Genomic DNA, 22,243 nt, shown 5'->3' with positions numbered 1-22,243 from the left:
TATCCATTTAATTCGCATAGCATTTGGCATCACTTTTAGACAGTCCTTTATGTTGTAAGAACCACGTCCAAAGTGGTTTTCGCTGCAGGAGTTTCTCCACCAGCCAGCGTCCCAAACGCATGCCTCTGCCACGCTGCGATGTGCGAAGTTCCGGCTCAGCAACTTCTTTCTTACTGTCGTCGGTCAATTGCCGCAGTCGTTCCTGCATCCAGGATTCTGCCACATTCCCCATGTGATAGGTATAATTGGTTTCGGTTGCCAGACGCCAGTAGCCTTGATCGGCTACGGGCTGGTCGAGGTACTGCCGTACACTCAGCCCTCCCAGTTTGAATTCTGAATAAGCCCCGCTCTGTTCGGTTAGTAAGTGCCCGCGATAGGTCGCTACAAAATGTCCGGCACCCAGCACTGCATGAGTCTCTTTCCCCTCCAGTCGCAGTACAAATGACTTATGACAGGGTTTAAAGAAGTCGGGCGTTCCAATACTTTCAGCAAAATGGGTCAGTGCCTCCGGGTCCCGGGGTGGAACGAACCGCAACTTACTCGAAAAAAGATACTGCCCCATAATGCCGGCGGTATGGTATTTTAAGAGCTTCGGATTGGGCGTGGTGGTGACACAACCCGTCTTGGGGAATTCCTCAAAAACGGCATAGGTGGCTTCCTGCCATCCATTTAAAAAAAGGACATCGGCATCGGTGATGGTCACCAATGGAAACCTGTGGCCTGTAAGCCCCTTGAATACGGCATTGATCTTCCCAATGTTGTGGGTGTGGATCAGTTCGTGGATCTGCTCTTGCCGGCGCAAGGTCTCCAGATACTCCGAAACCCCGTCATGACTCCCGTTATTGACCACCGTAATAAAAGTGTGTGCATGCGCCGTTCTAAACAGGGATTCCAGACAGTATTTCAGGATGGTCACACTGTGTTCAAAATAGCCCTCTTCATCCGGGATATACACTGGCACCACTACCTGATGGTAATAGCTTGCAGCTGCTTCTTGCTGATCTTTCACAGGATTGAGTCCTACACGCATGGGGTCTAGTTTCGTTTCTTCAAAAGTACTCTGACGAATACCTTGAGATTTCCAAATGTAAGAAACCAAAAAGGATCCAGCCTAAAGAGTCGCAGAAAACTTCCCCCGGGATGTTCCCGAAACCCTTTCAACTGCTTGATCACCAGCTGCCGCTTTAACTGCTTATATTGTGCCTTTGCAAGTAGACCTTCGGCGTATGCCCTGGTCACACAGGCCTGCAAATGGAGCGGTAATTCTATATACTGTTTTCTGTTCGTAACACTACTGCCGGTATGCTTCCGGTAATAGGCCAGTGATTCATCCAGATAGTAGAATAGGGTGTGGAAGGAGCAACGGGTCCAGTACTCGGTGTCCTCGCCGGCCTGCGCCATCTGTGTGTTGAAATAACCAACAGCGGCCACCACTTCCTTCCGAAGCAATACCGTAGGTGTCATCAGGGTCCACTGCCCGGCCATACGACCTTTAACATCCCCGTGTTTTACTTCGGGACTTCCGGGCCGACCAATAACGGCTCCCGTAGGGGTTCCCGCCGCATCGATCACGGTACAGTAGCCATGCACCAGACCATAGTCCGGATGGGTTTCCAATAGTGCGACCTGCTGTTCCAGCTTATGGGAAGGCCAAAGGTCGTCGTCATCCACAAAAGCGATGTAGGTGCCCTTGGCACGATCGATCCCTACGTTACGCGGATGCGCCGCACCACCGCTGTTTTCTATCTTTAGGTAGTGTACCTTCTTAAAGGGTGCACACACCTGTTCGTTCGCCTCACCCGGGGAGCCGTCGTCGATCACCCACACCTCATAGTCCGTAAAGCTTTGTGCCTCGATACTTTGCAAGGTAAGCGTGAGGAGTTCGGGACGCTTATAGGTGGGAATGATGATGCTAACCAGCGGACTGCTCATGATCTTCTAAGTTTTTTGAGGATCCTTTTGAACAGTCCTGCCACTGTATTCCGTTTGGCGCGATTGGCACGTTGTTCGGCAAGGACCATGGCTTTATAGTGATCGTACTGTTCCCCGTAATGCTTTCGGAAAAGTCGCTCGTCCTCTTCTTGCTTCTTTTTAACATGATCTGGATCATTACTGAGTCCCGAACGGTCGAACAAGGTGAGGAAGTAAGGAACGTGTGTAAAGAGCACATCCCCTCTCAGATAGCATCTTAAGTAGAATTCACGGTCGGCAGCGATCGTATAGGATTCATCATAGGTTCCCACCCTGTCAAAGACATTGCTTCGGAAGAGGGTGCTCTGATGCGGCAGGGAGGTCTTCATAAAATACCAGGGGGTCAACGTATCGGGATACCGCTTCTCGCCATCCTCAAAAAGATAATCGCCGTAGATGATATCGCCCTTAAAGGAGGGATGGGAAAGGAACTCCCGTAAGGCATGTGGAGAGGTCAAGACATCGCCGCTGTTCAAGAACAGCAGGTAATCTCCCTTCGCTTTCGCAATGCCTTTGTTCATGGCGTCGTAGATACCGCGGTCGGGTTCACTTACCCACTGGTCAATCCCGTCTGCTGCTCGTTCTATCACTGCGGTACTGCCGTCGGTGGAACCCCCGTCGATCACAATATATTCTATTGGCTCTAATTGCTGTTCACGTACCGATGCGATGGTCTTCTCAAGGCCTTTGGCATTGTTGTAGTTGATCGTGATAACGGAGACCGGATAGTTCATCTTAGTGCGCTGTTTTTTCGATCCACAGATTCCCGCCGGCATTCTGTTGTGCCAGTGGTAACGCACCAAAAAGATCCTTGTGGTGCGTATGCAGGTAATGCGAGAACAAGGTAATGCTGTACGTGTTATTATGCATCAGAAAGGCACGCAGCAGGTAATTCTCGTTCCAGTTCCTTCCGCCGTACACCCAGCCCTTGGGATATTCGAACGGATAGAAGATATCGTGAAAATGAATAAAGACCCCGGGAGCAAGCACCGGAAGGATGTCGAACAGGATGTAGTTCACATCGCTGCCGCACTTTGAAACATGCGTACTGTCTATAAAGAGGATGTCCCCTTTTTCAAGTGTTTGGAAAAAGGATACCGGCACCTCTTGTACCTTCTTTTCCAATAAAGTGATGTGCGACGCATCCTCCTTCGAGATGGTATCCAAGAGACGTTTGGGGTAAGGCTCAATGAAGGAAAGCTCCATTTCATTGGAAAAGAACAAGGCATTCACATCCAGCATAAGAGAGGAAGAGAAACCCGATTCTACTTCAATGACCCGCTTGGGTCTAAGGTGTCGTAGCATGCTGTACAGAAAGATCCCGTCGGTATAGGTATACATGGAGTTGTCGAAACGATACCGCAGCCCTTCTTGGGCAGACGACCCGTAGGGCATCTCTGCATAATACGGATAGAATGATTGGACCAGGGCCCGCTGGGCTTCGGTGTTCAATGCGATACCGGAAATACCGTCTGTTTGAAGTCCTTTCCATATCTCCGCTTCCCTGGCCTTCACCTCCGCCACCGATACAATAGGAGAATAATAATGCGCGGGGGGATAGCAGGCATTTTTTTTATAGGATGTTACCTGTGCGTGCAGGCCCCGAACGTATGGCAACCGGTTTAATACGTGTTGTAATGCTTTTTTCATGAGGCGCTCACTAGTTTTTGGTAGAGGTTATAATACCGTTGGCCTTGTTGCACCGGATCGAAATGTGCTTTGGCATACGCCTGAACGGTCTTAGCGTCATACCCATCGTGTTCCCCATACATTTTCTCGATCTCCTTGGCCAGGGACTTTGCCGACACCTTCTTAGCGCGCCGACCTGTACTTTTGTGGATCACATGTTCCTTCATTCCCCCTACGGCAAATGATATAACAGGAGTACCACATGCCATTGCTTCCAGTAGTACATTGGGCAGGTTGTCCTCGGTACTGGGCAACACAAAGACATTGGCGGCCCGGTAATAGTCACGTAGTGTTTCAGGAGACGAGATCATACCCAAAGAATGGACGGTATGGGCTTCATGGGTGAGCTCTAAGCTGCCTTTTCCTACGGTCAGTACCGTAAGCGACAGTTGTGGAAGTGCTTCCAGAGCATCTATGAATATTTGTATTCCTTTCCGCGGAATGTCCAGACTCCCCGCTACAAGCAATACTACGAATGCATCGGGGTCGATCCCCAGGGAATGTCGGGTGTCATCGGCCTTGCTTTCGGCGAAGAATAGCGGATCTACCGCATTGGCAATGCATTTTTGAAGGGGGATATGATCGAAGACGCCGCTGTCGTGTGCGGCTTCAAGCAGCCACTGCGAAGGTGCCACAATGGCTCCTTTCGCGATCTGCGCCACTGCCTTTCGCTTTTGGACCCGTACCCGTGCTTCCAGACGGGGAATGCGCGGCGCATTGAGGGTTTCATCTCTTTTATAGTGGAAGAGGCCGGAGAACGGATTGCGATCGTGCAGGGTCCACACAAGGGGCTTGGTATTGACCCCAAAGAAGCGCTCGTAGTCCAGGATCCCGGTCACCCAGTGCAAATTAAGGACATCGGCTTCCTGTACCAGCGGATGCTCCTGAAGCTCGAATTTTGAAAACGGCAGGCTTAGTTGTTCGTACTGCAGCAGCTGTTTTCGGTCCCGCAGGTTCGCTTCCAGCAGATGGCCTTCGGTAGGATACACCCAGTGCCCCAGCTTTCGCAGGATCCTTTTGCTCAGCGACGCACGGTGGTAGGCAAAGAAGGGATCGGCGACGGTCTCTCCTTCAAAGTTCACACAGGTATCCTTGGCCAGGAATGCCGATGCGATCCCCTGCGAACGCAAAGCAGTATGCAGGCGCCAGGCTGCGATCCCGGCCCCGCCTCGGGACGATGTGGTGATGTGCAAGACTTTCATGAGGACGATCTATGACGTAAACGGTGGTACAATTTGCGACTGAACTCCCGTCCGTACCGCTGAAAATAAGAAAAAGGATAGTCATACCCAAGGTAATCGGTGAGTACCATACTTAAATTCTTCAGCAGCCTTTGCGAGGATTCGTCCTTTTCCTTCGCCCAGGAGTGGTCCCAGAGGTGCACGGCAATGGTACGCGGACTAATAAAATCGGTGTAGGGTGCGTCCTTTTGCTCATAGGGTAAGGGATAGAACACCTCGGGTTCGAACAGTATTTCACGCTCCCTAAGTTGTTCGGTAGTGATGCGGTCCTTGAAGGCGTGTGTGATCACCGGCGGATGAAACGAATCGAAGCGCTTCTTACTATAGAAGTCGGTCATTGCGGCAAGGAACCGATGTCCGGGCACAGCCCCGAAGAACCCGTAGGCCACGCGGCCCGGTACTTCAAATCCGGAAAAGAAATCGTTGGATCGCAGGATCTCGGGAGATTGCAATAACAGCATATCCATATCCAGGTACATCCCGCCATGCTCGTACAAGGCTTGCACGCGAACGGCATCGGCCGCAAAGGCATACTGCTTTTTCCGCAAGGCATCCTTGACAAAAGGTTGCAGATAGGGCTTACTGCTGGTCTCGTTCCACTCTTTAAACTCGTAGTCGGGGCAATGGATGCGCCAGCTTTCCATACACTGCAGGGCCACCGCACTTTTGGGGTGTGGTCCGAACCAGCAATAATGTAGGATCTTTGGGATCATAGGAGTGGTTTCGAGTGTTTTACAGATCACTTGGTTTTTTACCGGTGAACAAAAATAACAGTACGGTTAAGACTGCGGAAACGATCTTTCTACCCGGACCTGATCGTTCCAGCGCAGTGAGCATCTTGAAACGATTCAATTGTAATTGGTCCAGTGCCCGGTAATCATCCAGAAATAATCCGTACGACTCCTTCAGCACCTTTCTGCGCTCCTGTTTCCGAAGATTGGTCCCTTTAGCGGTCGCACTCATGCCATCTAGATAATAGACACTTAAAATAGAATGTACGGCGGTATAACTGCACTGTTTACGAACAAGCGCATCTAAAAAGAACTTCCAGTCGGCGGCTATGGCAAGAGAAGTGTCGTACCCTCCAACAGCTTCCAGCAATTCTCTTTTTATAAATACCGATTGGTGCGCTAAGGTCTTGTGATAGAGATAGGAAAACTGAAGGTGGTCCGGATGTGCTTTTACATAATCGGTCGTTTCGCCCTTCACCTGTATATCAAAAGCGATCAGGTCTGTTTCTGTAAGAAAAGGCAAGGCTTCTTGAAGTACCTTATCATGATAGAAATGATCTCCACTGTTCAGGAATAGCACATAGGCTGCTGTGGCTTTTGCGATTCCCTTGTTCATGGCGTGATATACACCGGCATCGGGTTCACTTACCCAATACGTAATGTGTTCGCTATGCTTTTCCAAGAGGGCCACACTGCCATCGGTGGAACCTCCGTCAATGACGATAAATTCTATACCGCTGCATTGCTGGGCCACAACACTCTCGATGGTTCTTTGTAAGCCTGTAACATTGTTATAATTTACCGTAATTATAGATAATGCAGTCATAAGTATGGAAACCTAAATTAAATATTCAACAACTACGTATTGTCATAATTCAATTAGCTTTGTAAATATAGCCTTTTCAAAAATGGTTCTTAATCTATCTTTATGATTTCAAAAAAACATCAATGTGTGTTCATACACATTCCTAAAACCGCAGGTACCAGTATCGAAAAGAAATTAGGCCATTTTGAGGAATTGACATTTGGAGCACAGGATCATAGAACCTTACAGGAAATTAAAGAGAACACCAATAGAATTCTCCATTTGAAAAAATCCTTATATACTGCTAAAAGAGGGAATTATAATAGAATTATTCCGCACCTCAGGAATGCAATTGACCCGGAGATCACCGCTACACAATTCAAAACATATTACAAGTTCACGTTTGTCAGAAATTCCTGGACACGCGTATTTTCATATTACACCATGGTGATGAAAGATGATTTTTTTCACAAAAAAAAGTACCAAATGGATGTAACCCCATTATCATTCAAGGAATTTGTAAAACAAAAAATAGACGTGAAACATCTGTCACAACTTCGGTATATTGAAACCAACAGGGGAATGAACGATATTGATTTTATAGGTCGTTTTGAGAACCTGAAGGAGGATTTCGCGCATGTATGTGATACCCTTGGTATCCCGGACAGTACCTTACCTAAACTGAATTCGTACCCCTACCGGGATTACAGAGAAGTATACGATAAGGAAACCAAAGATCTGGTCTACAAACTTTTTAAAGAAGAGATCGATTATTTTAAGTTTGAGTTTGACACGTAATTATTTCCGGATTCTTAGCATCGCACCTATCTTCTTCCACAGCTTTTTCAATAACAATGTATAATCGATAGGTAAGTGTTGCCACTTCTCTGCCACGAATCGAATCTCATAACGGGGATCGACTTCCGGACTGCAGTCATCCAGTGCCTCAATATCGATCGCAGACAACTGTAATTGCGTAGGGCTTAGCCCGTCCATATTCTTGGTGTGGGTCGCTGCTTCGTTGAACCCTATATTGCTCACCAGGTTCACATTGGGCCTTATGGCATATTTCTCTTGCTTAAGGCAGGTATAGACCCATTGGTAGTCCCAGGTATCGATCTTACCGTTCAAGGTATTCTTAAAATGACCGCGCCACAAAGCATACCATTCCTCCAGCGGCCAGATAGTCTTGAGCTTTAAGGAGGCGAGCAAGGGAGAGCCATGCTTGAAATCGGACTTTAACGGCACGGCATCCCAGGATTCTTTCACCAGTATGTGAGTGCGTCGCCAGGTGGCCCATCCCCACATATTGAAGTATCGGGTGAGACCGTAGGGCTGTGTTTCGTTCTCATAACCTATGTTACAGCCATTGATGGAAAAGATATCGGTATCGTTCTCATGTTTGTGCAGCAGTCGCGTGGCATACGGGAAAAAAGAGGGATGCGGGATCACATCGTCTTCCAGGATAATGCCCATGGGTTCCGCATTAAAGAACCAGTCCAACGCCCCCTGTACCGCCTTGCGGCATCCCAGATTCTCTTCCCTGAACAAGGTCTTGACCTCACAATCCCAGTCGATATGGGTCAACACATGGTCCCGCACCTCCCGGCATACCGCCGCCTCCCCTGCTACGCTCTTGCGCGGACCGTCGGCGGCGATGTAGAGTTTTTTGGGTTGCACCTTCCGAAGCACCGCAAAGCTCTCCCTCGTTTCCGGGGGTCTGTTAAAGATCAAATAGAGGACGGGTGTTTGCAATGTTGTTTTCTTTTATTGAATATATCGGTTGTTCCGGGGCACCTTTATGAGCCTGCTCTTTTTAGTTTTCTTACGACCCTTCGGAATAGATTGATATAGAAATTCGGCTTAAAAGTATCATTTATTAATGTGAACAGCTCTTGCTTGATCGTTTCAGATAACGCAGAAGACCGTACCAGATCACTGTAAAACCGTATCGCCCTTGCATTATGGTGGTAATAATTCCCTAAGGCATGTATACATACTTTCGCTACGCTAACGGCTTCTCTGTAAAATACCTGATTATTGTACAGCCCTTCGGTCGTTGCACTTTGATGCTTCCTGTAAAAGGCCAGCGGTTCTTTTACGAAATACACATTGGCTTTGGTAAGGATATGATTCCACAGGGACCAGTCGCCGCAAATTTTAAAATCACATATTCGGTTCAATTGCTTCTTGCTGATGTATGTCTTATTGAACAGCACACAGTTGGCATTGATAAATAAATTACCGGTGATCATATCTGTACTAAGTAGCTGTGTCCCTTTATGAAAGCCTTCTTCCAGTGCTACATAGTCTGTACTCTTGTCATGTTCAACGATGGTCAGTCCTGAAAAGACGATACCCACATCCTTCTTAAGGAACGGGACCAGTCTTTCAAGGAATGTCGTGTCACTGTAATCATCACTCTCTGCGATCCATACACAATCGCTCTTCGCCAATTCTATTCCTTTCTTCCATTGTTTGAAGGGCCCCCCGGAATTCTCCTTATTGATGATCAGGTGAGACACCTGAGGCCTTTTTGCATATTCTTGTAAGATGGACACGCTGTTGTCTGTGGAGCAATCGTCCAAAAGGATCACTTCGAAATCGCGGTAGGTCTGGTCAAAAATAGAATCCAGACGCTTCCGCAGATACGGTTCATGATTGTAATTTGGGACTATAATGGAGACCATCATTAAGTATAATTTTCTAAAACACGCTTTGTCGCTTCCAAATAAGAGAGCCCGTACTTCCGGCAGGGCTCCAGGTGATTCCCTTCGGCCCATTCATTCATGGCATTGATAAAGATAAAGTTCTCATCATCACTGTATACTTCAGATCTTGAAAGCGCTTCTTTCAACCATTTTGTGTACAGCTCGGGACTGCTCCCTAAGGCTACCACCCCATTAACGCCCTTTCTTGCGGTATTGTCCCAGGCAGGTGTTACCGACCGGAAGAATTTATAATCGGGTTGCGCTCTTGAAATGGAGACCTTTACTCCCTTTTCAAAGTCCTTGAACGCTAGATTATGCTTTGGCTTTTTTAAGAAGGATCTCTTGTGCTTAGGAGTACAATCATATCCCAGTATAGCGTGGGCAGAAAACTCTACGGCGGCATCAAAACCAAAGGCAGTAGGATCGTCCTGTGTGTTAAAACTTTCTGTCATACACAGGTATAGACCCGGAAAACCGTATTCTTCAACGGCTGTGGTACGCCATAAGGCAAGGGTCGCTTGTATGTCCGGAAACAGACTATGACGATAGATCATAAAGACCGGAGCACCATTCACGGTGATATATCTTTTATCCGGGAACACATGTTCACATAACCATCGTATATGGGCTTCATCATCTTCTTCGGAGTAAGTTTGTTCAATGAGTATATCATGCTCTTGTCCATCCCATCGTCTGGTCCAGTTCTCGTTTGCCCAGCAGTACATAAAGGGCATATCAGGGGTTCCCAAACGCAGCATCTCGTCCAGCGGCTTATGCAGCAATCGTTTTCCGTTGAACCAGTAGTGATAGTAACAGAACCCATGGATATTATGCTCCTTTGCCAGGGTTGCCTGAGCTTCTCTTGCTTCGGGTAAACGCAGATCATAGAATCCAAGATCGGCCGGTAATTGTGGCTGGTAATGGCCTTCGAACAAAGGACGCGCCTTGGTCACATTGGTCCATTCGGTAAATCCTTTTCCCCACCACGCGTCATTTTCCGGTATAGGGTGAAATTGTGGCAACACAAAGGCTATGGCTCTTCGTTTACTCATTGTTCTGGTTTTTTGGCAACAATAATTTCTCTGAACTCTGCTCTGATCCCGTGATCCAGATCATCGTAATATACTATTTCACAAACTGCGCCCGTATGCTCTTTAATAAAATCGATAATATCATACCCCCAGTGCATGGTCACAGGAGATCCTTTTTTATCCACAGGATTCCCATGCCATTCGGGTTCGTAAAGGAATACAGGTTCTCCGTTTTCCCCTTTGGTCGCCCAGCGCTGCGTGGGTTTGAACCTGTTGATCAACGGTACCGAAAAAATATGCGCCCCCCCGGGTTTAAGGGTTCTATGGATCTCTTTAAAGGCTTTCTCGGGATCATAGATGTGCTCCATGACATCGGAGGTGATAACTAGGTCGAAACTTTCGTCGGGAAACGTTTGCTCCTCCAGATCTTCGTTGCGTACGCCCTTGATAATGGCTCCCGGGGTTTCACCGTAGAAAAACTGTGTTTCCAGATACTGCGATGCTTCTTTTTTAAGCAGCCGGCTATGTCCGCTGTTTCCCGGTGAGGATTCATGGATCGTTAGTTGTTTCCATTGCGGATACTGCGTCTTGATGGTGAGCATCAACGCGCGCTCTCTTGGAATAGAACCGCAATTATTGCACTTGAAAAAATCCCGCAACCATTGGTGACTTGCTATAAACAGCACATCCTGTTCACAACAGGGACAGTGTCCTTTTTGCTTGAAAAAGAAAGAACCTATACGATCCTCGTAGAGCGATCGTACTTTCTTTCGTATATATTTCTTTAGACGGTTCTTCAAATGGGATATAATTTACGGGTTATTTCTGTAACATCTTGCTAAAATAATAGCGCAAAGGCGCCTCGGCTCGTTGCTTTTTTTTGATATCGTGATAACATTCAAACAGGGGTGTATTTACCAGTTTATTGAACACACCTATGTTAAAATAGCGCAGGATATTATCGATCCTGTCCTTAGCGAACGCTTCATCGTTGCCATCGGTAGAAACGCCTCCTGCCGCAAAATACGCAATGGTCAGGTCTGCGTATTGAAAAGGGGATCTGGCCCGGCACCTCAAATTGAGATCCCAGTCCGATACTACGGTATAGCGTGTATTGAACAGACCGATCTCGTCCTTTATAAAAGCCGATCTGTACAGCATTGCCTGATGGCAAATATTCCTGTTGAGTAATTTTGGAAGGTCGAACGGACCATCATAGAGGGTTCCGTCCTTCGCCCAGCCGGTATTTCCTGCAATTTCTACATTTCCGTACACTACATGGGCTGTCGTTTGAGAAAGGGTTTCGTACAGTTTTTGAAGTATCTCGGGGCTGTGCAGTCGATCGTCACTTCCCATAAAATACAACCATGCGCCTTCGGCTTTAGCAATGCCTTTGTTCATGGCATCATAGATGCCTTCGTCTTCTTCACTGTATACGGTTAACTTCGGAAGGCTGTCTTTAAAGGCAGCGGCTACCGCTACGGTACCATCGGTGGAAGCACCGTCCATGATCAATACCTCAACATCCCTGAAGCGCTGCCCGGCAATACTCGCTAAGGAAAGGCCCAGGGTCTCTTCAGAATTATAGGTGGGTATGATGATGGAAAAAAAGGTCATGGATCTATATACGTTACAGGGGTGTTGTGATTAAAATGTGTACGGTACCATAAAGTTAGCTTTTTATAAAATGGTAGTGATGCATAATAACGATCCACACAGGCTTCGGCTTCTTTGCTGTATCGTTCGGCATTTGCGGATTGCTGTCCGGCTCGCACTCTAAAGGCACCCAGTTGTTGTCTTGTGGCGTGTAATGTTGCATGCTTAAAAAAACGCATCCACAATTCAAAATCATTGGCCAGAGTATATGTTTCACTCACATGCCCGCCCGCTTTCTCCCAAAGTGCTTTGGTCCAGAAGGTGGATTCCTGCTGAATATAACGGCCGTCCTCCAGAAACTTCTTTGTATAAAAATGTTCGGGGGACACCACCGGGTCTCTTTTATAGATCATTTCTCCGGTTTCATTGATCACCGTGGGATAGCCCTGAAGCCATTGCACATGTGTATGTTCGGTAAATAGCCTGGCTACATGGGTAAAACTTCCCTCCCAGAAAATATCGTCGCTGTTGATCCAGCACATTATATCTCCCGTGGCCACCGAAAATCCTTTGTTAATGGCATCATACATCCCCTTATCCGGCTCGCTTACAAAGTACGCTAGTTTGTGTTGGTACCGCGCAATGATATCAAGGGAGTGGTCTGTACTTCCGCCGTCTATAATGATGTATTCCAGGTTCGGGTACTTTTGGTCCAGGACCGAAGTGATCGTTCTCTCGAGAAAAGCGCCTAAATTATAATTAGGGGTCACGACTGATATTTTAGGGAAACCTGCTTGCATTAGCGGTATTTAGTATAACTGAAGATGGGATCCTCCTTCTTAATAAAAAAGATGTCCATTTGCCAAAAGGCGCGGTCTACTTCTCTGGCCATAAGATCCACGATCTCCAGCGGACGAAAACCCTGCTGTTCCATATACGCGCAAAGTTCCCAGAACCGAAGGCTGTGCGCCTCAATATTGAAATTGTACGCTTCAATAATGATCAGGTTGGCCTTTGAAATGACCTGCCTGGCACCTTCCAGTATGGGCACTTCAAAACCGTGGGTGTCCAGCTTTAGTAGAAAGGGCGGTTGTAAATTTCTTTTTTCTATTTCAGAATCCAAAGAAACGACAGGCACTTCTATGGAGTTTTCTTTAAAAGGCGTATCGGAAGCCACCCCGCCAAATAGTTCGCCGTTATTAAAATAGATCGTACCGTTTTCACTCCCGGCAGCGGCCAAGACAAACGAGGCATTCTTATGGGCGGCAACAAATGTTTGTAGCCCCGGCAAATGATCTTGCTGCGCCTCGACCAGAAAATAATGTGCCGACGGGTATGCGTCCATACAGTTCCCGGACCAGCGACCATCGGACGCCCCTACGTCAATAACAGTATTGATTTTTAAATTTCGGTTCTTACATCGAACCAAGGCATTTTGAGTGGTAAAAAAGTCGGAGCTTACCACAGGTTTTTTCGCACTGGGTTTCCTTTCAATTTTTGAAATCTTATAGCCCGCCTTTCTAAATAATTTTTTTACCAGCTTTCTCATAATCTGTTAAATAACCCCAAGAATTTCTTTTTTATTGGGGAGATCGCATCATGCTTCCAATGATGATCTTCATGTTGCAAGGTTTTGAAATTTTCAAAGGCTAAAGATCGTATCCTTTTGGTCTTTTTAACGTTTGTATAGCCGTATCTACCTAAAAAAGTACCGCCAAGAAAATCAAGATAGGCGTGTATAAAATTCATTTGTTTTTCTGAAAGTTGTTCTGCTGATTTTTGTGATGCTAATGCGGCATATGATGTTTTGCTGTTTTGATATGGATCCCCAAATACACCCTTTATTTTCGTATTTCTTTCGATATCAAGTACGTCTTTATGGTAAGGTATATTAAGCCAATTGTAAATGGCTTCGGTTTCAGTAGCTAAATTCTTTTTTAGATCTTCATACCTAACCTCCAACACATTCTGATTCTGGGAATGTGCATCAAGAAAATGTTGAAGCCTTTTTGGAGCAACTAACAGATCTCTGTGAAAACGACTAAGTTCTTTAACGCTATTTAACTGCCAGGTTCTCATCATAGAAGTGAGAACTGTCTCGGGGTTACGCTTAAGAACAATAATTTTGGCCTTGGGGAAGACATCCGGTATTTCATCAATAAGCTCCCAATATCGAGGTGTTTTATCAATAATATATTGATAGTCCTGGGCTAATGGTTTGTATAAAGAGAGAATATATTCCTTTTCAATTTTTTGAAAATCAAAGTTGGGAAAGCTCTTTTTATATTCATCATAAGCCCATTCGGTGAGTGTATTGCTAAACGTAGCATTCAGTAATTCTGGTTTTAAAATAGCAGCACAATGCAGTAATATCCATGGTTCACTGGTAGTATTTACATGGTTGTTATTGGATAACAAACGTTGCAGGAACGTTGAGCCCGCTCGTGGTTGTGAAATAATGAATATTAATTTTTCTTCACTCATGAAGCTTTCAATTTCCCTTTTAGTTTAGCCTTAAACTTTTTACTGTAATAAAACACAATCCATTTTAGTGAAGAGATCTTGCGATAAAAAGGAATATTGCGCTTAAACAGATCGTAATATAAAACTTTAAAAAAAGAATGCACAGTCCTTGGAAGATGGGTGAACATAGTTTTATAAAAACCAATGATCGTTTCGGTCGCTTCTTTATGATATTCATAACCATAAAATTTGTCTGCATAATCCCAGATCTCGATCCAGTTTTTGTAATGTTGGACCATGAATTTATTATAACCTAACTCTTTTAGACCAAGTTTAGATACTCCCGCATCTGTTTGTCGATAAACCGCCATTTCTTCATCTATAAAACCGAAGTTACCATATTTACCCAGTACAAAACTTAAGGGGACATCGGTAAAAGCTGCTTTTGAAAAATTATCTAAGATTTCAGAAGTATTAATAATATTACGAAACATTACCGTACGCGTTTTAACTCGCATTTTATTTTCAAAAATTGACTTTACATCTGCTTCGTACGGATAATATCCGTATCCATCTTTAGGGGCTTCTATTTCGGTATACCCATGTTCAGTTTCTATCGCTAGTTTTTGCCAGTGATGACAAGCTACCAATTGTGGATTGGCTTCTAATATATCTACTTGCTTTTGTAATTTGAGAGGATCAATCCAGTAGTCATCTCCATCTAATAATGCAATGTACTTGCCTTGGCAATTTTCTACTATATCAAGAAAATTAGTACGCACGGACGCATTTTTCTTTTTTCTCTTTAGCCAATAAGCTCCCCCTTTTGGCCTGTCCAAAATTCTTACAGTAATCTTTTCTGTATCCATGTAGGATTTTATAACTTCCAAAGTATTATCACTTGAGAAATCATCACCTACCACTATTTCAGCAGCAAAATCTGTTTTTTGCATTAAAATGCTTTCAATAGTTTTTTTTACAAATGGTTCGTTATTGTAAACCATTAATCGAATACTTACAAGTGGTTTTTCATTCATCCTTTTTTCCTATAACATAGAGAAGCTGACCCTCAAAAAATGTTTTTTCTATTTTCCCGGTTTCATAGTTCACATAGAGCGTCTTTAATAGATGTAACGAAGTGTTCTTCAAATATTCACTTATATCGAAAGGACTATGTATATAAACTTTAGTTCCAACATTTTTGTCGCCAATTGAGAACCAACCAACATCTTCCGTATTACTTCTTTCAGCTATCAAATTTTTCATCACATTCTCAGATCCGTAGTGAGCTATATTTAATCTATTATTAACATCGAATATTAGGATTCCTCTTTTTGTAAGCATTTTTTCAGCCTTCCTGAAGAATTCTAAGCGGTGTTTTTTAGAAGGAAAATGACCTATCACATTCCATAAACAGGTAATTAAATCGTATTTTTTATTTGTATTAAAATCAAAATAGGAAGTCTCATGTATTTTGACTTCTTTATCATCTAATAAATTCAACATTCCATCGCTATCATCTAATAACGAAAGTTCTGCGGTATTCAAGCTATTTGCTATTTTTAGAGCTCTTCTTCCATCACCTGAACCTATATCTAAATAATGTAAGTTAGAAGTATTCTTCATCGTTTCAATCACATGATCGTCTATAGCATTTAAATATGACAATCTTTCATTAGATTGCGCTTTATAGGTTTTTGAAATACTATTATAATATACCTTAGAATTCATCATATATAATTGTATTTTGACAAGGACTGATAAGCAATCCTATTAAATTCATTAATCTCATTTTGGGACAGCATATGAAGGTATTTACCAGCGTTATTTATATCAGGAGGTTGAACTAATTTTTCTTTCCAGTTAAAAAATTCCGCAGGCTCTATATCGTTTTTGTCTTTGAGATAGTATTCAAGTTGTGCCTTTTTCATTTCCAAACCTAAAGGGTCCAATATTTTTTGCAAGGTAGATTTAGGCGAGCTTAACAATTCCTCATATTTAATCTGTACATGCTGCTTTTCAGGAAACTTTTTTAAAAATTTTTCAATTGAAATATTATTAACATTCCAATTTTCAGCTACTTCAGCAATCTCATTTGGAAGTTTAGGAGCATAAGTGGTATTTATATTTTTTTTATATATTTCTTTATATGAACAAGCTACATCTCTTCCATCACGTATTAAATGAACAATAAATGCATTAGGATAGTACGCTTTAATTTTATCCAATTTCTCTATCCAAAGGCTATTTTTATCTCCCCAATAGCAGGGTTTCCTCGCCTCTTTAACAGCGTAAAATTTATAAATAAGACTTACTAAATATTCGTAGGTTTGCGGTGAATATCTATCTATGAAATTCTTTAGTTCGGTTCGGTCAAGTCCCCAAGTCTCGAACTTAGTTGAATTATATAAATCGTCTAGATAAGTTTCCAAGAGTTGACTATCCCAGTTTCTATACTTTCCTTCCAACCAAAGAAAAAAATGAGATTCTGGTGGAATACAAATTTCCGGATGACTATGAAGCATGATTCTTAATAGCGAAGTACCAGATCTTGGATTCCCTAAAATGAAAATAGGTTGATTCCACAAAAAATTAGACATTTTATGAGACTCTTTTATTTACTATTTCAATAATTTTTAGCTGTTCTGTTTCAGATAAGTCCATATAAACCGGCAAGCATAAAATACTGTTAGAAATTTGTTCTGAAATTTGCATTTCACTTCTTGCTACGTATTTTAAAGTATTTAGCGAAGGATAAAAATATCTTCTCGTGTTTATATTTTCATTTAATAAAGCTTTTACTAATTCCAACAATTCTGTTTCCGATTTTAAAATAATTGGATAATAACTATAATTCCATTTGCTTCCTTCACGGATCTTAATACTCTTGATATTCAGACCATCAAATGCCGTTCGGTACCTACTTATCACTGTTTGTCGCCCATCTATTATTTTGTTTAAATAAGGCAACACTGCTAACCCCATTGCTGCTTGAAGTTCGCTCATTTTTGCATTTATACCTACAGCGCTAAATTCACCCGGACCGTTGTGACCAAAATTGTGGTGGAAATACATAGAATCAAAATACTCCGGTTTACAAAATAATGCTCCACCTTCGCCAGTATGAAATATTTTGGTTGCGTGAAAACTACTTGTGCTCACATCTCCATATTCAAAAATACTTTTGCCTTTATAAGAAACCCCAAAGCAATGAGCTGCATCATAAATAACTTTTAAATTATGCTTGTAGGCAATCGCTTCAATTTCTTCTACCGCACACGGATTACCAAAGACGTGAGTTGCTAGTATTGCCGAAGTTTGGGAAGTTATGGCCGCTTCAATTTTGGTCTCATCAATAGTTAAATAATCAGGGTGTATATCGACAAAAACAGGTGTACAGCCCTCCCAGACGATACTACTTGTAGTGGCAACATAACTAAATGGAGTAGTGATGATCTCACCTGTTAAACCCAGAGCTTTAATAGCAATTTGGATTGGCAGAGTACCATTGGTCATCGCAATGATATTAGGGACATCGAGATATTCTATTAATTTTTTCTCAAGTTCTTTAACCAAAACACCTCGGTTGGTAATCCACCCTGTATCCCAGGCGCGTTTAAGAATAGCATTGTATTCTTCTTGCGGGGGTAAAAAGGTTTTGGTTACATTAATCATTACAAATTCTTTTACCTAACAATATCATAAGAGGTCTTTAATAAAAATGGCTGCCAATGTTGTTCATCATGGACTATTTGAAAAGTAGATAAATTATTAATACGTAATAATGGCTCTAAGTTTACTTGTTTTAGCACGGCAATACTTATAAAATATATCCCTTTAGATAGCTGCACATTTGGATGAGTAATTGTAAATTCAACTTCATTTTGTGCCTCAACGGTTCTCGATTCAAAGTACTTTCTTTCCAATATAGCAACAGGTCGCTGTTCTTTGTCCATAATAATAATATTGAACACGGGGATTTCCATTGATGCCTTTACTTTAAGCTTTAGTTGTAATCGAAGATCTTCTCCCCAATGCAATATTTTATTTTCAGAACTAGCCTTTTCATGAATCAAATTGACCTCCACCTTCTCTATACTTCCATCATCAAAAACTACGCTGCTTTCATTGTCTGAAAATCTTGAATAATATTTATCAATTGCTTTACCCACATCTGTTCCCTGAAAAACAGCCTCGCCTTGGTCCATTAATATAATTTGATTACAAATGCGCGAAACCATTGGCATACTATGGGACACAAAAACAATAGCTGTCTTTGGCAAGATCCTATCAATTTGTTTAAAGCATTTTAACACAAAACCCAAATCCCCAACCGCCAATACTTCATCAATAATAAGCACATCGGGTTCCATTTGGGCAGCCACAGCAAAACCCAGTCGTACCTTCATCCCGCTGCTGTAGTTCTGTACAGGCATATCAATGAACTCCCGTAATTCGGCAAAATCAATGATCTCTTCTACTTTGCCATCGATCTCTTTTTTTGAGAATCCCAGCACCGCCCCGTTGTTATAGATGTTCTCACGACCGCTCAGGATAGGATTGAATCCGGCACCCAGTTCGATAAGAGCACCCACACGACCCCGCATCGTGATCTTTCCCGCATCGGGATTGATAAGGCCGTTCAACATTTTTAATAAAGTGGACTTTCCGGCGCCGTTATGGCCTATAAGTCCCAGACATTCCCCGCGGCGCAGTTCGAAGTTGATATCCTTTACCGCCCAGAACTCCTTGTTGCGCAAGCTGCGTTCCGAGGTATTCCCGGACAGACTGTAGAACAGGTCTTTCACCCCGTACAACAGACTCGTCTTAAGATCCTTGCAGAACTTTTTCGACAATCCTTCTACTTGTACCAATACTTCCTCACTCATATCAGGCGCTTAATCGTTCAACAATGATTGGAATAGAGATGCGGTAGATCACCATGGCGATAAAGAACAAGGGGACACATACCGCCACCACAATAGAAAAATACAGCAAATAGTGAAAATCGCCGCCTACCAGCGCATCCCTCGCTACGGTCACGATGGGCGTGATGGGATTCAACTCCATGACCCACTTCAAAATACCATCCTTAGGCACGGCGTAGACCACCGGGGTGGCATACATTACAAACCGAAGCACAAAACCAATGGTACGGTTCACATCGGTATAAAGCATTCCCAAAGGAGTTAGAAAGAGTCCTATGGTGGTGCCGAACAATACAGCGGCCAGTAGGATCAACGGAAAAAGCAAGAGGGTCCAGTGAAAACCAACCCCAAAGGCGAAAACGAACACGAACAATAGCAGTACTTTAATGCCACTATTGAATAATAGTTTATACAAGCCTGTAATAATAAGGGCTTCCTTCGGAAAATTGATCTTGGACAGAATATTTCGTGCGCTGTTGGTATTGTTCATGGGCGCATTGATGGATTCGGTAATGATGGACCAAAGCAAGGTACCTGAAAAAGCAAAGACCGGATAAGGGATTCCGGTATCGGAGATACGCAGGGTTCCCGAACTGTTCAGAAAGATCCAGATGGCCGCTGTGGCAAGGGGTGTGATAAATGCCCAGATAAGACCCAGATACGATTGCCGGTATTGTCCTTTGATATCCCGTATGGCCAGTTGCTTGGCGAGGAACCGGGAAGCATACATATCACTTATACTCTCCCTTATTAACTTCCCTAGACGCAGGTTGTTCTCTTTTTGGTAAATTTTGGTTTGCAAAGCCATAGGCCAGGGATACGACTGGGGTTACGTTGTGGGGACTAAGATACTAATTATGAACCGATAGAAAAAGGTTTATGTTGTATTCTCATGTAGGGACGTAAGTCCTTGCACAGGGCCCTTCTAGACCTTCCGTTTTGTAATTATTTTATACCGCTACTACCTTCGGTTCCCCATACCCCAGGGCTTCTGCCGCTCAGGGTGGTTGCTGTTGTACCTCAGATTCAAAACGTCATCCCAGCACGCTTCGTATACAGCACTTCCGTTTTTGACCCTTTTCGACACAAAAAGGCACTTTTTGCTGAAATTGTCCGGTTTTGTCCAATTATGGCCATTTTATGTCACTTTATGTTCATTTGTGTCACTTTATGTCATTTTATGTTCCTTTGTGTCACTTTCTGTTTTACATACACTCTCCATACACTAGCCACTAAGTTACCACACTGTTACCAGCTAGTAACCTAGGCGTTCGTGACCAAGTGTTCTGGATTGGTTTTACCTCCTAAAAAAGTAAGAAAACTTCCCTAACATGTTAATATTCAAAATTTTATATAAAAAGAAGCGTTTATGTGCTATGCATGCATAATATATTGCGTTGTGAAAGGATAGGAAATAGGGGTTAGGAGTAAGCAAATTTCTATTCTAAATGCACGAAACGGTATCACGAGATTCCTCTCTGCGTTCGGAATGACAGTTGCCATGTCATTCAGAGCAAAGCGAAGAATCCAATCAACGCTTCTCGATACAATGCGCTTGCAGCGCATCACTCGAAGTGACACATGTTAGTAGTGATTGGTGAGTGGTGAATGGTGAGTGATGAATGGTGAATGGTGAATGGTGAGTGGTGAGTAGTGAAGAGTAAATAGCCAGTAATAGGATTTAGGACTTAGGAGTTAGTAATGAGTCAGCACTATAAAAGAGAAAGCCGCTTAGAATCAAAACACGGCCTCAGAAAACATCCCGTAAAATGCAAGAAGGTGCAGCGTTAAGCGCGTTACGCTGTCTGAGGGCTGCGCAAGCAGACCGAGTTCGGAACGTGTAGCGAACCGACGTAGCATTTAGGGATGGTTTCTGCAGCCTAGATTTTTTTGTTTCTTTTTTCATCAATGGAAAAAAGAAAAGAAGAGAAGAATAAAAAAAACAATCAATCACTAAAACTGCTTCCAGGTAACCTTCAACCCATCCGCTACTGAAAACCGGGGTTCGTAGCCCAGCAACCGTCGGGCCTTGTTGATATTGGCCAGGGAATCGCGTACATCCCCTTGCCGTGGCGGACCGTACACAGCAGGGAGCTCTTTTCCTGAAATGGCTTGTAGTTCTTTCCACAAGGTATTTAAGCTGATGCGTTCCCCATACGCTACATTGAAGACTTCATTTACCGCTGCTTCCGAAGCGAAGAAGGCTTTCACATTCGCCTGTACTGCATTCTCTACAAAGGTAAAATCGCGGGTCTGCTTGCCATCCCCGTTGATGGTGGGTGAGACCTCATCTTTCAAGGCTTGCATGAATAAAGGGATTACCGCCGCATACGCCCCTGTGGGACTCTGATTGGGCCCAAAGACATTGAAGTATCGCAGTCCGATGGTAGCGGTGTTATAGGTTTTAAAAAATACATCGGCATAGATCTCGTTCACCAGTTTGGTCACGGCATAGGGAGAGATCGGTTTCCCGATGACCCCTTCCTCTTTGGGAAGGGTCTTACTATCGCCATAGGTGGAACTGGAGGCGGCATAGACCATGCGTTTTACCGTTTCACTTTCTTTTTGTGCTACCAGCATATGGAGAAAACCGGACACATTCACGGCATTGGAGGTGATCGGGTCGTTGATGGAACGTGGCACTGACCCCAGCGCTGCCTGATGCGAGACGAAGTCCATCCCCTCCATGGCCTGTTTACAGGTCTCCGGATCCCGGATGTCGCCCTTGATAAACTCAAAAGCCGAATGGTCCTTAAAGGGAAGCAGATTGGTACGCTTTCCGGTGGAAAGGTCGTCCAGTACCCGCACCTTCTTCGCTCCGAACCGGAGCAGGTATTGTACGAGGTTGGAACCTATAAATCCGGCTCCTCCTGTTACCAGAAAGCTGTATTGGGAAAGATCTTCTTTATGATACGGTTTTGTGTACACCTTGCTATTGTTATTATAATTATTTTTTATTTATGAGATTCCTCACTACGTTCGGAATGACAGTTGCCATGTTATTCAGAGCAAAGCGAAGAATCCAGAGATTCCTCACTGCGTTCGGAATGACAGTTGCCATGTCATTCAGAGTAAAG

23 protein-coding genes are annotated in these 22,243 nt (G+C 43.8%); 1 reads left to right on the top strand and 22 read right to left on the bottom strand.

Going from position 1 to position 22,243, the window contains the following annotated elements:
- Positions 1-7: 7 nt before the first annotated feature.
- The 7 genes from JS40_RS14090 to JS40_RS14060 are packed head-to-tail and all read right to left on the bottom strand — an operon-like array spanning position 8 to position 6,458.
- Positions 8-1,030 carry a glycosyltransferase family A protein gene (locus JS40_RS14090; protein WP_034261576.1) on the bottom strand — a complete coding sequence of 341 codons (1,023 nt, stop codon included), beginning with the start codon at positions 1,028-1,030 and terminating at the stop codon, positions 8-10.
- A 5-nt stretch (positions 1,031-1,035) separates the two neighbouring features.
- On the bottom strand, positions 1,036-1,932 hold the full coding sequence (locus JS40_RS14085; RefSeq protein ID WP_034261574.1) for a glycosyltransferase family 2 protein: 897 nt from the start codon (positions 1,930-1,932) through the stop codon (positions 1,036-1,038).
- Positions 1,929-2,705, bottom strand: a complete 777-nt coding sequence (locus JS40_RS14080; RefSeq protein WP_160172980.1) for a glycosyltransferase family 2 protein — start codon at positions 2,703-2,705, stop codon at positions 1,929-1,931. Before JS40_RS14080 ends, JS40_RS14085 begins: the two co-directional genes overlap by 4 nt.
- Before the next feature lies 1 nt (position 2,706).
- On the bottom strand, positions 2,707-3,621 hold the full coding sequence (locus JS40_RS14075) for a class I SAM-dependent methyltransferase (RefSeq protein WP_034261572.1): 915 nt from the start codon (positions 3,619-3,621) through the stop codon (positions 2,707-2,709).
- Positions 3,618-4,862, bottom strand: a complete 1,245-nt coding sequence (locus JS40_RS14070) for a glycosyltransferase (protein ID WP_034261570.1) — start codon at positions 4,860-4,862, stop codon at positions 3,618-3,620. Before JS40_RS14070 ends, JS40_RS14075 begins: the two co-directional genes overlap by 4 nt.
- Positions 4,859-5,644, bottom strand: coding sequence for a glycosyltransferase (locus JS40_RS14935; RefSeq protein ID WP_051957625.1), 786 nt, complete (start codon positions 5,642-5,644; stop codon positions 4,859-4,861). The genes JS40_RS14070 and JS40_RS14935 overlap by 4 nt, the downstream gene beginning before the upstream one ends.
- On the bottom strand, positions 5,634-6,458 hold the full coding sequence (locus JS40_RS14060; RefSeq protein WP_051957624.1) for a glycosyltransferase family 2 protein: 825 nt from the start codon (positions 6,456-6,458) through the stop codon (positions 5,634-5,636). The genes JS40_RS14935 and JS40_RS14060 overlap by 11 nt, the downstream gene beginning before the upstream one ends.
- Positions 6,459-6,560: 102 nt before the next feature.
- Here JS40_RS14060 and JS40_RS14055 point away from each other — a divergent pair, with 102 nt between their 5' ends.
- Complete coding sequence (locus tag JS40_RS14055; protein WP_034261568.1) at positions 6,561-7,235, top strand: sulfotransferase family 2 domain-containing protein; 675 nt, start codon at positions 6,561-6,563, stop codon at positions 7,233-7,235.
- Here the strand turns inward: JS40_RS14055 and JS40_RS14050 are convergent, their stop codons facing one another.
- The 15 genes from JS40_RS14050 to JS40_RS13980 form a co-directional block, all read right to left on the bottom strand.
- Positions 7,236-8,192 carry a hypothetical protein gene (locus JS40_RS14050; RefSeq protein ID WP_152558196.1) on the bottom strand — a complete coding sequence of 319 codons (957 nt, stop codon included), beginning with the start codon at positions 8,190-8,192 and terminating at the stop codon, positions 7,236-7,238. It lies immediately after the preceding gene.
- A 44-nt stretch (positions 8,193-8,236) separates the two neighbouring features.
- On the bottom strand, positions 8,237-9,130 hold the full coding sequence (locus tag JS40_RS14045) for a glycosyltransferase family 2 protein (RefSeq protein WP_051957621.1): 894 nt from the start codon (positions 9,128-9,130) through the stop codon (positions 8,237-8,239).
- Positions 9,130-10,200 (bottom strand): glycosyltransferase WbsX family protein, encoded by a 1,071-nt coding sequence (locus JS40_RS14040; protein ID WP_034261566.1) that lies wholly within the window; start codon positions 10,198-10,200, stop codon positions 9,130-9,132. The genes JS40_RS14045 and JS40_RS14040 overlap by 1 nt, the downstream gene beginning before the upstream one ends.
- Positions 10,197-10,979, bottom strand: coding sequence for a class I SAM-dependent methyltransferase (locus tag JS40_RS14035; RefSeq protein WP_201770365.1), 783 nt, complete (start codon positions 10,977-10,979; stop codon positions 10,197-10,199). The genes JS40_RS14040 and JS40_RS14035 overlap by 4 nt, the downstream gene beginning before the upstream one ends.
- Before the next feature lie 19 nt (positions 10,980-10,998).
- The gene (locus tag JS40_RS14030; protein WP_051957620.1) at positions 10,999-11,796 is read right to left on the bottom strand and encodes a glycosyltransferase family 2 protein; all 798 of its coding nucleotides are present in this window, start codon (positions 11,794-11,796) and stop codon (positions 10,999-11,001) included.
- Positions 11,793-12,575 (bottom strand): glycosyltransferase family 2 protein, encoded by a 783-nt coding sequence (locus JS40_RS14025; RefSeq protein WP_051957619.1) that lies wholly within the window; start codon positions 12,573-12,575, stop codon positions 11,793-11,795. Before JS40_RS14025 ends, JS40_RS14030 begins: the two co-directional genes overlap by 4 nt.
- The gene (locus JS40_RS14020) at positions 12,575-13,324 is read right to left on the bottom strand and encodes an FkbM family methyltransferase (RefSeq protein ID WP_034261564.1); all 750 of its coding nucleotides are present in this window, start codon (positions 13,322-13,324) and stop codon (positions 12,575-12,577) included. The genes JS40_RS14025 and JS40_RS14020 overlap by 1 nt, the downstream gene beginning before the upstream one ends.
- Positions 13,321-14,259 (bottom strand): sulfotransferase family protein, encoded by a 939-nt coding sequence (locus JS40_RS14015; RefSeq protein WP_034261562.1) that lies wholly within the window; start codon positions 14,257-14,259, stop codon positions 13,321-13,323. The genes JS40_RS14020 and JS40_RS14015 overlap by 4 nt, the downstream gene beginning before the upstream one ends.
- Entirely contained in the window at positions 14,256-15,275 is a 1,020-nt protein-coding gene (locus tag JS40_RS14010; RefSeq protein WP_034261560.1) for a glycosyltransferase, read from the bottom strand. The genes JS40_RS14015 and JS40_RS14010 overlap by 4 nt, the downstream gene beginning before the upstream one ends.
- Positions 15,268-15,972, bottom strand: a complete 705-nt coding sequence (locus tag JS40_RS14005) for a methyltransferase (protein WP_152558195.1) — start codon at positions 15,970-15,972, stop codon at positions 15,268-15,270. The genes JS40_RS14010 and JS40_RS14005 overlap by 8 nt, the downstream gene beginning before the upstream one ends.
- Positions 15,969-16,838: a sulfotransferase family protein gene (locus JS40_RS14000; RefSeq protein WP_034261556.1), complete on the bottom strand. Its 870-nt coding sequence runs from the start codon at positions 16,836-16,838 to the stop codon at positions 15,969-15,971. Before JS40_RS14000 ends, JS40_RS14005 begins: the two co-directional genes overlap by 4 nt.
- 1 nt (position 16,839) lies before the next feature.
- Positions 16,840-17,913 (bottom strand): DegT/DnrJ/EryC1/StrS family aminotransferase, encoded by a 1,074-nt coding sequence (locus tag JS40_RS13995; protein WP_034261554.1) that lies wholly within the window; start codon positions 17,911-17,913, stop codon positions 16,840-16,842.
- Positions 17,914-17,924: 11 nt separating this feature from the next.
- Positions 17,925-19,127: an ABC transporter ATP-binding protein gene (locus JS40_RS13990; protein WP_034261552.1), complete on the bottom strand. Its 1,203-nt coding sequence runs from the start codon at positions 19,125-19,127 to the stop codon at positions 17,925-17,927.
- 1 nt (position 19,128) lies between these two features.
- On the bottom strand, positions 19,129-19,974 hold the full coding sequence (locus JS40_RS13985) for an ABC transporter permease (RefSeq protein ID WP_034261550.1): 846 nt from the start codon (positions 19,972-19,974) through the stop codon (positions 19,129-19,131).
- 1,145 nt (positions 19,975-21,119) lie between these two features.
- Positions 21,120-22,094: an SDR family oxidoreductase gene (locus JS40_RS13980; protein ID WP_034261548.1), complete on the bottom strand. Its 975-nt coding sequence runs from the start codon at positions 22,092-22,094 to the stop codon at positions 21,120-21,122.
- Between the last annotated feature and the right edge of the window lie 149 nt (positions 22,095-22,243).

This window comes from Altibacter lentus (genome assembly GCF_000746845.1).
GTDB lineage: Bacteria > Bacteroidota > Bacteroidia > Flavobacteriales > Flavobacteriaceae > Altibacter > Altibacter lentus.
Note: the sequence above shows the minus strand (reverse complement) of the source record. Positions and strands in the feature narration are given on the sequence as shown.